Consider the following 12997-nt stretch of genomic DNA (forward strand, 5'->3'; position numbering starts at 1 on the left):
GGGAGACCCACCACTATCTGCCGTTGAGATCTTCATCCGGCCAATATTTGTACCCCTGCATGGTGGCCTGTACCGCCAGCCCCTGTTCGGTGAGCTGATACATCTTCACCTTCTGGAAATCCGCATTGGCCGCCTCGCTCACCACCACCTTGCCATCATCCGCCGCCTTCGCGGCCACATCGGCCTGGGCGCTGGCATCGAAGCCGGTGGTAATGAATCTGTCCAGAGCGGTGACATCATTGAAGATGATCAGGGCCTGGAACTTCTTGACCCCCAACCCCACGCCGAAACCGGCGGTCGCCATCTTCATGTAGGTGTCGCGGCCGTTGCGGTTGTCCCGGAGCACCCCGTAGCCGGTCCCCGCACTGAGCAGCAACAGGTTGTTGTTCACGTTGCTGAACACCGCATACCCCTTGGATCTGGCCACTTCCTGTCTGATCTTGCCATCCTTGGCATACAGGGTGGAGAGCGCCTGCTCGCGCATCTGCACTATGCTGCTGCGCTGCTCGGCCGGGGTATCCCCCTTGGCGCCGCAGCCTGCCAGCAGCAACAGGATCAGGATCTGGCTCCATCGCCGTAAGTGACGCATGTCATGACTCCTTTTCTGTATATCCCGCAGGGGCCAGGCCCCTTTGTCCGTTCGAAACGGAATCCGCAGCCTGTCGCCGATCCCGCCTCATCGTCCCTTGCGGCCATCTCGCCGGTACCGCAAGGGCCTGATGCAGAGAGTATAGGGCCACCTATCCCTTGGTGACTTCCCCCAGAAACTCGGTGAAACGCAGCCAGGACTTGGCATCGGCGTCGGCTCTATAGTTCTCGGAGCCAAACACGCTGAATGCATGGGGAGCACCGCTGTAAGTGGTCGCCTCATGCCTGATGCCGGTGCTTTCGAGTTCGGAGACCAACCCGGCAAACTGACCGAGGGAGACCGCCTGATCCGCACTGCCATGCTGAATGAGCAGTTGGGCCTTGGTCTGCTTGTAGTCCTGGCCGGGGGGCGTCTCCAGGCCGCCGTGCACGCTTACCACCCCCTTGAGATCCGCGCCGCTGCGAGCCAGCTCCAGCACGGCGGCACCGCCGAAGCAGTAACCGAGCGCCACGGCGTTGTCGAGCCGCCCCCCGAGCTTGCCCGCCTCGGCCAGGGCTCCGGCCAGCAGCTTGCGCATCCGGGGCCTGTCCTGATAGAGGGCGCCGGTGAGCTTTTTCTTCTCCTCCACCGCGGTGGGACGAACGCCCGCGCCGAACAGATCTGCCGCAAATACGCTGTAGCCCAGGGCCACCAGCATCTGGGCCCGCTTGACCTCGTATTCGGTCAGCCCGTCCCAGTCATGTACCAGCAGCACCAGAGGCGCCCCCTTGTCCGCCGCCAGGTAATAACCCTCGAACGACTGGCCATCGACCTCGTAGCGCACCGCTTCCGCCTGGGCCAGAGCGCCCCACATCAACCCCATCAGGGCCAGGATCCATCGCTTCATCATCTTTCTCTCCCTGGATTGTGAATAACGCCCCTGATTGTAGTCGCCGGTGTCGGCAAGGCGGGGGAACCTGCAGACTCCCCCTGCTGAGGCGCCAGGCAGCGCGACCCGCGGACCATCAAATGGGCAACAGACCGAGGCCATCTCGCCCTTCCCTGCGCCGACTCGTGCACCTGGGCGGCAAAAAGCAGAAGGCCACCCGCAGGTGGCCTTCTGGCGTCATGACCGAACTAATTTGGCGTTCAGTCCTTGGCGCTCTCCATGGCACCCGTTTCGGAATGCTGGGGCAGGATGAGGTTGAGCAGGATGGCGGCCACCGAGGCCAGGCCCACGCCGGCCAGGGCGAAGTCACCGATCTTCATCTCGAGGGCACCCACGCCGACGGTCAGGGTCACGGCCACGATGGCGATGTTGCGGGCCAGGCCGAGATCCACCTTGGACTCCACCAGGGTCTTGAGACCGATGGCGGCGATGGATCCGAACAGCAGCAGCATGATGCCGCCCATCACCGGCATGGGGATGGAGGTGAGCAGGGCGTTGAACTTGCCGAAGAAGGCCAGAATGATGGCGAATACCGCGGCCCAGGTCATGGTGACCGGGTTGAAGTTGCGGGTGATCATCACGGCGCCGGTCACTTCGGCGTAAGTGGTGACGGGAGGGCCACCGATGAAGCCGGCGAAGCAGACGCCGATGCCGTCACCGGCCAGGGTGCGGTGCAGGCCCGGATCCTTGGTGTAATCCTTGTCGGTCACGCCACCGATGGCGAGCACGCCGCCGATGTGTTCAATACAGGGGGCGATGGCCACCGGCAGCATGAACAGGGCGGCGGCCCAGTTGATCTCCGGGGTCACGAAGTGGGGCATCGCCAGCCAGGGGGCGCTGACCATGCCATCGAAGCTCACCTGACCCATCATGATCGCGGCCACATAACCGACGATGACGCCGGAGAGGATGGGGATGAGCTTGATCCAGCCCTTGCAGAACACGGCGGCGATCAGGGTCACCGCCAAGGAGATGCCTGCCAGGGTCAGGGCAGTCGCCGGCGGCACCACCTGTTCACCACCGGCGCGGCCCATCGCCATGTTGCAGGCGACCTGGGCAACCGACAGACCGATCACCATGATCACCGGGCCAATCACCACCGGTGGCAGCAGCTTGTGCACGAACCCCATGCCACGGGCGCGGATGATGGCGGCCAGGATGAAGTACATGAAACCGGCGGCAAACAGACCAAACATGGTGGAGGGCAGGCCCCAGGTCTGGGTGGCGTAGATGATGGGGGCGATGAAGGCGAAGCTGGAGCCGAGGAAGATCGGGACCTGGCGACGGGTGCAGAGCTGGAACAGCAGGGTGCCTACACCGGCGCCAAGCAGGGCCATGGAGGGGTTCAGTCCGGTGAGCAGGGGCACCAGAACCATGGCACCGAAGGCGACAAACAGAATTTGCAGCCCGGCGACACTTTGCTTGACCAAGGAAAACATGGGTGTCCTTAATTTTTTGATAACTGGCAGGGATAATTGACACTTTTCAGTCATCACATCAGGTCTTCAAGGCAACAAGCGCACATCGTGGCGCCATTTGTTACCTTTCACTGCTTGGGGAGGGCATGAAACTGGCTTTTTAGGCGGGATTCGTTGCTACAAGCATCGAGGATGCGATTTTACGCACTTTTCATGGTGAAGCAAAACGTTTTTCAGCTGAACTGAGTGAATGTGAAAGGGAGTGCGTTGACATTGTGAGCACCAACCCGCTGATCCGGGGGTCGCCCTCGCCATGCGCGGGCAATCCGGGCCTGGGCCAATCAACCCGCCATAAAAGAGGGGATGGCATGGCCATCCCCTCTTGCAAATCAGTCCGGCGCCGGGCCGGACGGCAGTGATATCCGCTGCCTTTATACCCTTCTATATGGCAGGTATACCGGCTCCCACATGTGACTCAGAATATGCTGCTGCAGATCCTGCCCGATGAGGGGATGGGAGGGATCCCGGCGCACTATGTCCTTGAGCACCGCAGTCGCCACGTGCACCGAGATGCTGCGCAGATCGCTGATGCGCGGGTAGACGGCGCCACGGGCCAGATCCGCCTCGTTCACGCACTCCGCCAGGGCAAAGGCCGCCGTGGTGAAGATATCCGGGCTGATTTCGTGGATCTGGCTGACGATGGCCGCGAGCCCCACCCCCGGGAAGATGAAGACGTTGTTGCCCTGACCGATGCGGTAATCCTGCCCCTCGAAGTGCACGTCCTTGAACGGACTGCCGGTGGCGACGATGGCGCGGCCCTGGCTCCAGCGGTAGATATCCTCCGGCAACGCCTCGCAGTTGGCGGTGGGGTTGGAGAGGGGGAATACCATGGGGTGCTCGCAGTGCTCCAGCATCAGCTGGATATGCTGCTCCTGGAAGGCACCGCCGGCGCCACTGGTGCCAAGCAGCACGGTGATGGGGACGTGGCGCAGTACCTCGGTGAGCCCCGCCTTGCCCTGCAGATCCCACTGGGCCAGCAATAGGCCCGGCTTGGCATAGCGGCGCTTGTACTCGTCGAGCCCTTCCCGGTTGTCACACACCAGCCCCTGGGTATCCAGGATGTAGATGCGATCCCGCGCAGCCTGGGGATCCAGCCCCTCGCGGATCATGCCGGCGCAGATCTGATCCGCCACCCCGACCCCGCCGGCTCCGGCCCCATAGACCAGGTAGTTCTGCTGGCCCAGGGTCTCGTTCTTGGACTTGACCGCCCCGATGATCCCCGCCAGCACCACGGCCCCCGTGCCCTGGATATCGTCATTGAAGGAGGGCAGCGCCTGCTGGTAACGGGAGAGATTGTTGAAGGCGTTGGATTTGCTGAAATCTTCCCACTGCAGCACGGCGTTCGGGAAGTGGCGCTTGACCCCGGCCACGAACTTGTCGATGAAATCGTCATACTCCTTGCCGCGGATCCGCTTGTGAGGCTGCCCCAGGTACATGGGGTCATCCAGCAGGGCCTGGTTGTCGGTCCCCACATCCAGGGCGATGGGCAGGCAGCAGGCAGGGTGGATGCCGGCGGCCAGGGTGTAGAGAGAGAGCTTGCCGATGGGGATCCCCATGCCGCCCACCCCCTGATCGCCGATGCCGAGGATGCCCTGGCTGTCGGTGACGACGATGATGCGCACCGACTTGGCATCCATGTGCCGCGCCAGGGATCCCATGTCATCCACGTTGTGCTGGGTGATGTAGAGGCCGCGCGCCTTCTGGTAGCGGTGGCTGAACTCCTGGCACGCCTTGCCCACGGTCGGGGTATAGATGATGGGGGTCATCTCCTCCACGTGGCGCGACAGCAGGGCGTAGAACAGGGTCTCGTTGCGATCCTGCAAGGCCCGCAGATTCTGGTACTTCTCCATGTCGCTGCAGGCGCTCAGGAAGGCCTCATAAACCCGCTCCAGCTGGGCCTCGAAGGTCTGGACCTGGGGAGGCAGCAGGCCGTCGAGCTCAAAGTCGGCCCGCTCCTGTTCGGTGAAGGCGGTGCCCTTGTTGAGGTTGCGATCGTTGAGCAGGTTGGTGCCTGTCAGTGAGACGGGGCGAAAATCCTCTCCCTGTGCGTCTTTCCACAGCAGATATTGTCCGGTAGCCATAGTCATTCTCTTTGATTTACATGAAGTTGCCATTGGGCAGGAGAGCAAGACTCATAACCGCGCATCATAAGCGCTTTGGCCTTTCGGTTTTGTGAGCTCAGCCATACCCTGCGGCCAAAACGCAGGATTATCGGCCCCATCCCCCGGATTGGGTTGCAGGTCAGGCGGCCCTGGCGCAAGATCGGCAACCGACGGACGCGGTGCTAACCCCCACAGGGCACACCGCCGCCCAGGCCCTTGACTCGACCATCCGGAGCACCATGACCATTCCCGCCCCCCACGCCTTTCCCGTCAGCGCCGTGATCCTGGCCGGTGGTCGCGCCACCCGCATGGGAGGGGACGACAAGGGCTGGGTGCCCCTGGCAGGCCAGCCCCTCATCTTGCATGTGCTGGCGCGGCTGCAACCCCAGGTGGACGAGGTGCTGATCAATGCCAATCGCAGCGAGGCGCGCTACCGCACCCTGGCCCCCGTCATCGCGGACGAGCTCGCCGATTTTCAGGGCCCCCTCGCCGGCATGCTGGCGGGCCTTCAGGCCGCCCGCCACGACTGGGTATTGTTCGTGCCCTGTGATGGCCCCGCCCTGCCTCTGGATCTGATGGTGCGCTTTCGCGCGGCGCTGAGCGCACAGCCAGATGCCGAAGGGGTGGTGGCCCACGACGGCAGCCATTTGCAACCCGTGGTCGCCCTGCTGCACCGCTCCTTGCAAGGATCGCTGCGCGAGGCCCTGGCGCAGGGCGAGCGCAAGATTGCCAGCTGGTTCGGCCGCCACCAGATGGCGGTGGTGCGCATCGATGAGCCAGACGCCTTTCTCAACCTCAACAGCCCGAGGGAGCTGGCCGAGTATGAGGCGCGGCTGTCGGCCGACGCCGCCAAGGGCGGTGGGGAGTCTGCATGATGCACGGCAATCGCCCCCTGCTCGGCTTTGTCGCCTGGAGCGGCACCGGCAAGACCACCCTGCTGGAGCGGATCATCCCAGAGCTTCGTGAGCGCGGCCTGCGCCTCGGGGTGCTCAAGCACACCCATCACCAGTTCGACATGGACAAGCCCGGCAAGGACAGTTATCGCCTGCGCCAGGCGGGCGCCGCCCAGGTGATGGCCGCCTCCAGCCTGCGCCACGCCCTCATCCGCGAGACCCCCGAGGGGGAGCCCCCCTTTGCCCAACTGCTGGCCAGCTTCGACTGGTCGCAGCTCGACCTGCTGCTCATCGAGGGCTTCAAGCACGAGCACTTCCCCAAGATAGAGCTGCACCGCGCCGCCATCGGCCGTCCCCTGATGTTTCCCACCGATCCCGATGTGATGGCCCTAGTGAGCGATGACCCCCTCACCACCACGCTGCCCAGGTTCGGATTTGCCACGCTTGCCCCCCTCTGCGACTTTATCTGCGCCCGCGTTGCCACTAAGGTTGGGGCGGTGGAACCGTCCACTGCCCCAGCGGCCACCACCGCCCCCCTGCGCCTGCTCGCCCAGCTGTGCGCCCCCATCCCCGCCGGGGAAACCGGGCCCCTGCCCGGCCATCTCGAACAGGATGCCGATGGCCGCTTGCAGGTGCGCCCGGCAAATGGTTTGATGTCTGCGGCCATGCCGGGCCCCAACTGCCTCATCGAGTGCCCCTCCCCGCCCCGGTGCATCGCGCAGGGAGAGCAAGTCTGGATCCAGCTGCTACCTCAGCAGCTGCGCTGATTGGGACGCCCGGCTTTTCGTTCAACCCGAGATGAGACGACGCACTTGCGCCTGAACGCCCCCCTCTCCCGCTTCGATCTGCTGGTGTATGGAAACTACCGACTGGTGCACGGACTGCGCATCGCCCTGGCCTTCACCATCACCTTCATGCTGACCCGTCACTTTCACGTGCCGGAGAGCACCTGGCCCCTCATCACCCTGGTGGTGGTGATGGGTCCCATCTCGTTCTGGGGCAATGTGTTTCCCCGCGCCCTGCAGCGGGTGGTGGGCACCATCTTCGGTGCTGCCTGTGGCGTGGTGGCCCTCTATCTGGAGCTCTACTCGATCCCCCTGATGCTGATCTGGAGCTTCGCCATCATGTTCCTGTGCGGCTATCTGGCCCTCGGCAAGCGCCCCTATGCCGGTTTGCTCATCGGCATCACGCTGGCGGTCATCATGGGGGGCAAGCCGGGGGACATAGAGACGGCCCTGTGGCGCAGCGGCGACGTCATCCTGGGCTCTTTGCTGGCACTGCTGTTTTGCAGCATCTATCCCCAGCGAGCCTATATCCACTGGCGGCTGCAGATGCACGACACCCTGATGATGGCCCAGCGCCTCTATCACACCCATCTCTCCCCCAACATGCTGGAGCGGCCCAAGTTGACCCGCAACCATGCACGCGTGCTTGCCAAGATGGTCAGTCTGCGCCCCCTGCTGACCCCGGCCGTCAAGGAGACCCGCCTCAACGCCCCCCATTTCGAGGCCATCCAGGCGACCTTGCGCAACACCCTCTGCACCCTGGAGATGCTGGCCAACACCTACTGGAACGATCGCCACAGCCACTTCCTGATGCAGAGCACCCCTGAACTGCGGGCCTGCCAGCAGGCGACCGAGACGGTGATCACCCAGCTCGCCCTCATGCTCAAGAGCGGCGAACAACGGGAGCTGGATGTCGCCATCGCCTGCCTGGACGAGGCCACCACCCGGGTGCGGCTCTGCGCCGAGGGGGAAGCCAGCATCAGCGGCTACCTCTGGCTCAACGTGCAGCTCACCGAGCAGCTCAAGCAGCTGAGCCGTTTGCTGGGGCTGGTATTGCAGCCCTATGGCAAACCGACCGCACGCTGATGCCGTCCCGTCGCCCATGAAAAAGCCCCGCATCTGCGGGGCTTTTTGCCGACATCCGGTATCAGCGGGCTGCGCCAGCCATCAGGCCAGGGTGCGCTTGCCCTCGCTTATCTCGGCCAGCTGCTGCTCGCTCAGGGTCGACACCAGCTTGCCGTCGAGATAGAGATCCACCTGATTGCCCCGCTTTTCACCGCGCATCATGCTGCTGCGGCCATCCAGGTAGTGAATTTCCATCTGGGCGCTGCGATCGTCAGGATAAGTGACTTCCACTTCCCGCACGCCCTGGGGCAGCATGGCGAGCGGCACCTTGTTGAGGGAAGGGTCCAGATGCTGGTTGACCTTGATCACCGCATCGGCCTTCTGATCCACCAGGGCCGGCGACTTGCCGGTGATGGGATTCTTGCCGGACCAGAATTCGATGGTGTTGAACACGAACAGATCCGCAGTCGCCGCCAGACCATAGACGGGGGAGAGCAGCACGAAGACCCCGGCGCGGCCATAACGGTTATCCACCACGCTCAGGTTGCCCTTGGTCACCATGGCGGAGAGCCCCATGGACCCCATGCAGCCACTCAACCCCAGACTCGCCACCAACCCCAGCAACAGGGCAGTCGCCCTGCTTTTCTGTCCCACAGCCATCACATCACTCCAGCTCAATGAAAAATGAGCCGGCAGACTAATCAAGGGGAGAAGCCGGAACAATCGACAAGGGGGGCACGGTACAGGCCGGATTCAGTTTGCCTGACTGACCGCTCACACTTTTGGCGATCTCGTCAGATACCGCCGCAGGGGGCGGTATCTGACGCGTCGTCATCACTCAGATGGAGAGGTTGGAGACGGTTTCCGACACCCGGTTCGCCTCCTGGCGGATCTCCACCATGACGGCATCGACCCGGGCTATCTGCTCCTTGCCCAGCTCGGCGCTGCCCGCCACCCCGGCCATGTCACCGGTCACCCTGGCCGTCAACTCGCGGTTCTTTTGCACTACCTTGGCAATCTCGCCGGTCGACAGCGAGGTGCGGGCCGCCAGCTGGCGCACCTCGTCCGCCACCACGGCAAAGCCGCGGCCCTGATCCCCCGCCCGCGCCGCCTCGATAGCCGCATTGAGGGCCAGCAGATTGGTTTGATCGGCGATGGCGCTGATGGTGGAGACGATGGCCTCGATATGCCTCGACTGCTCATTGAGCTGACCGATGAGGTCGATGGCCTGCTCCACCTGGGTCGCGATGAGGGAGGAGGTCTCCACCGCGGCGCGCAATAGCCCCGCCCCCTGCTCGGCGCTGCTGAGGGTCTCCTGGGCCGTGTGATGGGCAAGCCGGGCCGCATCCCGGGTGGCATTGTTCTGATGAATGCGCGCCGTGATGTCGCTGGCGAACTTGACCACCCTCACCACCTTGCCGCTCCCATCCCGGATCGGGTTGTAGGTCGCCTCCAGCCAGATGGCCTCCCCCCGGCTGTTGTAGCGCATGAAGAGACCAGACTTGAACTGGCCCCGTGCCAGTTCATCCCAGAAATGGGGCTGCTCGCGCAAGAAATCCTCGTCGCAGAAGATCTTGTGATGCTTGCCCTGCAACTGGCTCGCGCTGTAGCCCATGCAGGCGAGGAAGTTCTCATTGGCGCTCAGGATGTCGCCACTCGGGGTGAACTCTATCATCGCCTGGGACTTGTCCAGCGCCAGGGCCAGCGCCTCCTGACGTTGCAGCTGCTGCTGGCGGGCCGTGGTATCGCTGGCAATTAGCACCACCCGCACCACCCTGCCCTGCTGCTTCACCGGGCAATAGCTCGCCTCCAGCCAGAGCGACTCTCCGCGCTGGTTGATGTGCTCGAACACCCCGGCTCCCTGCTGACCCTGACGCAGCCCCGCCCAGAACTGCTGATGCTCGGCGGACTGGCCCCAGCCTTGGGGACACAGCTGCGCATGGTGTTTCCCCACCAGCTCATCGGCGCGGTAACCCATCAGCCTCGCAAAGGCTTCATTAACGTCGATGATCTCCCCCTGTGGGGTGAAGATCGCGCTGGCAACCCCCTGCCGGATGGCATTCACCACCCCTTGCTGCTCATCGAGTCGCGCCTGGCAAGCCTGCAACTGCGCCTTCAGTTTGTTATTGAACATGGATGACCTACCTCTGAACCCTATAGATGGAGGCCATTTCGCCCCCTGTTCCGATCACGCCTGCACAGCCACTCACCTCCCTCGGGATACCCTGTTATCGGCAGAGCCGGACCCGAAGAGAGTGCGCCTGTTGAGGTCCGATGAGCAGACACCAACTTGCCCCGGCAGCGGTTCGTTGTCGGGGGCGCGCAGTGTAGAGAAAAGCAGCAGATGTGCCAAGGGCAGAGAGTACGTTTAACACTCGTTTTAGGATCATCAATAGCAGGCCTCCATTCATGAAACCCATTCCAGATAGGCTGCCTTATCCGCAGATCTCATGCGTTCCATGCCAGCCCCATCAATCGATGGGGTGCCATTCCAGGCAGGCCGGGTTGCCTGCAAAGCCCATGCGCTCATAGAGGGGGCGCCCCTCCTCGCTGGCATGAAGCCACAGCTTGCCCAGTTTCAACGCTCTGGCACAGCGGGTCATGGCCTCGAGCAGGGCTCTCGCCATGCCCTGCTTGCGCCAGTCTGGCCGGGTATACATGTTGAGCAGATAGGCCTCTCGCCCGCTCAGGTTGCCGGGATAGGGGGGACGCACGAACAAGGCCAGGGTCCCGCAGGCCACGGCCTCTCCGTCCACCTCCACCAGCCAGGAGCGGCCGTTGCCCTCCTGCATCGCGGCCGTGAAATAATCCCGGGTCGCCCGCGCCAGGGCAGGATCGGCCTCGGGGCTGGCCAGCTCCCCCAGTTCACAGAACAGCTGCAAGCGCAGCGCTACCAGGGCAGGGATATCCGCCAGTCCGGCCTCGCGAACTCTCATCTCGCACACCTCGCACACATCATGACTCTCCTCTTTGCGCCACCCTGGACGGGGCGATAAAAAAGGGGCCAAAGGCCCCCTCACATGGCTTGCAGGCTAACCCTGCAGCCGATCTCTTTCAAGGCGCCAGAAGTCCAGCGACAGGGGGCCGCCCCCCCAGACCACCAGGGTCAGCAGCATCCAGCCCCACAACTGGTGATCGTAGAAGCCCCCCGCCCAGAGGGTGGGGTAGGAGACGACCGCCATGATGTTGAAGCCAAACAGCAAGAAGGCGACCGGGCGGGTGAAGAGCCCCCCCACCAGCAGCAGTGGCAGCAACAGCTCGGTGGCCGTTCCCACATAGGCTGCCCACTGCCAGGGCAGCAGCGGAACCTGATATTCGAACTCGAACAGATAGAGGGTGGAGTCCCAGGCGCTCAGCTTGAGCCAGCCGGAGCGCAGGAAAATCAGCGCTACCCAGAGCCGTGCCAGCAGCAGCACGGCGCCGACGAGGGCGGGTTGAATACGCGACGCCCAGAGGCTGTCGGCCGGAATGATAGTGTGTTCAGTCATGGACAAGCTCCAGATCGACCAGCAGATCGAGGGTAACGAGGGTGGGCAGCTGTTCCGCCAGGGCGGGATCCTGCCCAAGCAGGGCGGCCAGCGGCTGACCCTGACGACAGCCTTGCAGCAGCTGCCAGGCAGGCATGTTGAGAGAGAGAGGATCGATCCGGTGATCCGGCCGCTTCTTGAGCACCAGCCAGCAGGGGGAGTCCAGCTTCTCGACCGCAGCCCCGCCGTGCAGGGCCATCTGCCAGATGGCGAGCACCGGATAGCGGCTCTCAAACCCCAGCACATCCCCGGCGCAACTCAGCACCAGCCGATCCCAGAGAGCGGGAGGAATGGCGGCCAGGCGCTGCGCCGGCCAGCGGCGGGGATCCGGTGGCAGCAGGGCGGTGCGATCCAGCGCCCATTCGAAGCGGGCGAGATCCTCAAGCCAGGGGAGCGCGGCCGTGGTGGGCAGGCCCGCAAGCCAGTCACCGAATCCTTCGCCGTAATGCATGACAGAGCCCTCTTCCAGTGGCTCGGCCAACACGAAGCCACGGGCGGCGGCGGCAAAGAACGCCTCCCCTACCATGGCCTTGACGGCGGGATAGGTGCTGGCCAGCACCTCGCTCAGACTCAGCACGAAGTTGTTGCGATAGACCTGCAGGAGGGCGGCGGCTGGCAGGCTCGCCGGGGCGATGAGCCCCAGGGCCGCCTCCTCGTCACCGAGCAGCCCGGCGGCAAATCCCTGCTGCACCCGCTGCAACGGCGCCAGCGGATCAGAGTCCAAAGGCGCGGACATGGCAGTCAGCTCAGGCATGGGACGCCTCCCCGGCCAATGTGGCCATGGATGGGGCTGCGCTGATGATCTCACTCGCCAGCTCAGCCTCCCCCAGCAGCACCGGCAACGGCGGTATCTCCAGATCCCACTCGATCAGGGTGGGGATGGCCCGCCGGGCGCAGATCTGGCGATACAGTTCCCACACGGGGGGCGCCACCGGGGCACTGTGGGTGTCGATGTAGAGGTGCCCCTCTGGCAGGGATTTGTCGGTGTAACCGGCGAGGTGGATCTCCCCCACCGCATCCAGATCGATGGCCGCGAAGTAGTCGGCGCAGTCAAAACCGTGGTTGAAGGCACTGACATGAAGATTGTTGAGATCGAGCAATATGCCGCAGCCGCTTCGCCGGGCCAGCTCGGCCAGAAACTCCCACTCGCTCATCTCCCCCGGCAGTTGCAGATAGGATGAGGGATTCTCGATGAGCAGCTGGCGACCCAGGGTCTGCTGTACCGTCTCTATCTTGTCGCTCATCCGGGTCAGCGCCGCCCGGGTGTAGGGCACCGGCAGCAGATCGTTGAAATAGCGCCCGCCGATGCTGCCCCAACTCAGGTGTTCGGAGACCCGCACCGGCCCGATGTCCCGCACCAGGGCCGCCAGCTGGCGCAGATGCTGCTGATCCAGAGGATCGGCGGAGCCCAGCGACATGCCCACCCCGTGCAGGCTGACGGGATAATGGCTGGCCAGCTCGGCCAGTACCTCGAATCCCTGGCTGTGGCGCTCGAAGTAGTTCTCGCTGTGCACCTCCAGCCAACCCACTGCGGGGCGGGTCTGACGAAGGTCATCATAGTGAGGCGGACGTAATCCGATACCGATCAAGGGGTTCATGGCGGGATCTCTTGGCAGGAAATGGCCAGGGA

The 12997-nt window shown here is 63.8% G+C and carries 13 protein-coding genes and 1 pseudogene; 3 read left to right on the forward strand and 11 right to left on the reverse strand.

Annotation, left to right across the window (positions count from 1 at the left end; translation table 11 throughout):
- Positions 1–13: 13 nt before the first annotated feature.
- The 4 genes from ACW5W7_RS01160 to ACW5W7_RS01175 form a co-directional block, all read right to left on the reverse strand.
- Positions 14–589, reverse strand: a complete 576-nt coding sequence (locus tag ACW5W7_RS01160) for a lipid-binding SYLF domain-containing protein (RefSeq protein WP_349918761.1) — start codon at positions 587–589, stop codon at positions 14–16.
- A 151-nt stretch (positions 590–740) separates the two neighbouring features.
- Positions 741–1478: a dienelactone hydrolase family protein gene (locus ACW5W7_RS01165; protein ID WP_456500495.1), complete on the reverse strand. Its 738-nt coding sequence runs from the start codon at positions 1476–1478 to the stop codon at positions 741–743.
- A gap of 239 nt (positions 1479–1717) precedes the next feature.
- Complete coding sequence (locus tag ACW5W7_RS01170; protein ID WP_456500496.1) at positions 1718–2956, reverse strand: uracil-xanthine permease family protein; 1239 nt, start codon at positions 2954–2956, stop codon at positions 1718–1720.
- A 410-nt stretch (positions 2957–3366) separates the two neighbouring features.
- On the reverse strand, positions 3367–5076 hold the full coding sequence (locus tag ACW5W7_RS01175; protein ID WP_434663344.1) for an oxaloacetate-decarboxylating malate dehydrogenase: 1710 nt from the start codon (positions 5074–5076) through the stop codon (positions 3367–3369).
- 260 nt (positions 5077–5336) lie between these two features.
- On the opposite strand from ACW5W7_RS01175, the gene mobA reads away from it, so the two are divergent.
- From mobA to ACW5W7_RS01190, 3 genes are read left to right on the forward strand one after another with little or no spacing between them, the layout of a single operon-like run.
- On the forward strand, positions 5337–5972 hold the full coding sequence (gene mobA / locus ACW5W7_RS01180; RefSeq protein ID WP_456500497.1) for a molybdenum cofactor guanylyltransferase MobA: 636 nt from the start codon (positions 5337–5339) through the stop codon (positions 5970–5972).
- Positions 5969–6757: a molybdopterin-guanine dinucleotide biosynthesis protein B gene (gene mobB, locus ACW5W7_RS01185; RefSeq protein WP_456500498.1), complete on the forward strand. Its 789-nt coding sequence runs from the start codon at positions 5969–5971 to the stop codon at positions 6755–6757. Before mobA ends, mobB begins: the two co-directional genes overlap by 4 nt.
- A gap of 45 nt (positions 6758–6802) precedes the next feature.
- Entirely contained in the window at positions 6803–7861 is a 1059-nt protein-coding gene (locus ACW5W7_RS01190) for an FUSC family protein (RefSeq protein ID WP_456500499.1), read from the forward strand.
- Between the two features lie 81 nt (positions 7862–7942).
- On the opposite strand, the gene ACW5W7_RS01195 is transcribed toward ACW5W7_RS01190, so the two are convergent.
- From ACW5W7_RS01195 to bufB, 7 genes and pseudogenes are all read right to left on the reverse strand, one after another.
- Entirely contained in the window at positions 7943–8500 is a 558-nt protein-coding gene (locus ACW5W7_RS01195) for a DUF3332 domain-containing protein (RefSeq protein WP_349918770.1), read from the reverse strand.
- Between the two features lie 178 nt (positions 8501–8678).
- Positions 8679–9107, reverse strand: coding sequence for a methyl-accepting chemotaxis protein (locus ACW5W7_RS01200; protein ID WP_456500639.1), 429 nt, complete (start codon positions 9105–9107; stop codon positions 8679–8681).
- 102 nt (positions 9108–9209) lie between these two features.
- Positions 9210–9974: pseudogene (locus tag ACW5W7_RS01205) on the reverse strand (PAS domain-containing protein); the annotation flags it as partial.
- A gap of 337 nt (positions 9975–10311) precedes the next feature.
- The gene (locus tag ACW5W7_RS01210; RefSeq protein WP_456500500.1) at positions 10312–10776 is read right to left on the reverse strand and encodes a GNAT family N-acetyltransferase; all 465 of its coding nucleotides are present in this window, start codon (positions 10774–10776) and stop codon (positions 10312–10314) included.
- 96 nt (positions 10777–10872) lie between these two features.
- Positions 10873–11328 carry a DoxX family protein gene (locus ACW5W7_RS01215; protein WP_456500501.1) on the reverse strand — a complete coding sequence of 152 codons (456 nt, stop codon included), beginning with the start codon at positions 11326–11328 and terminating at the stop codon, positions 10873–10875.
- A complete protein-coding gene (locus ACW5W7_RS01220) occupies positions 11321–12076 on the reverse strand; it encodes an HvfC/BufC family peptide modification chaperone (RefSeq protein WP_456500640.1) in 756 nt (251 codons plus the stop codon). Before ACW5W7_RS01220 ends, ACW5W7_RS01215 begins: the two co-directional genes overlap by 8 nt.
- A 37-nt stretch (positions 12077–12113) precedes the next feature.
- Complete coding sequence (gene bufB, locus ACW5W7_RS01225) at positions 12114–12965, reverse strand: MNIO family bufferin maturase (RefSeq protein ID WP_456500502.1); 852 nt, start codon at positions 12963–12965, stop codon at positions 12114–12116.
- Positions 12966–12997: the final 32 nt, after the last annotated feature.

Source organism: Aeromonas intestinalis (assembly GCF_054052485.1).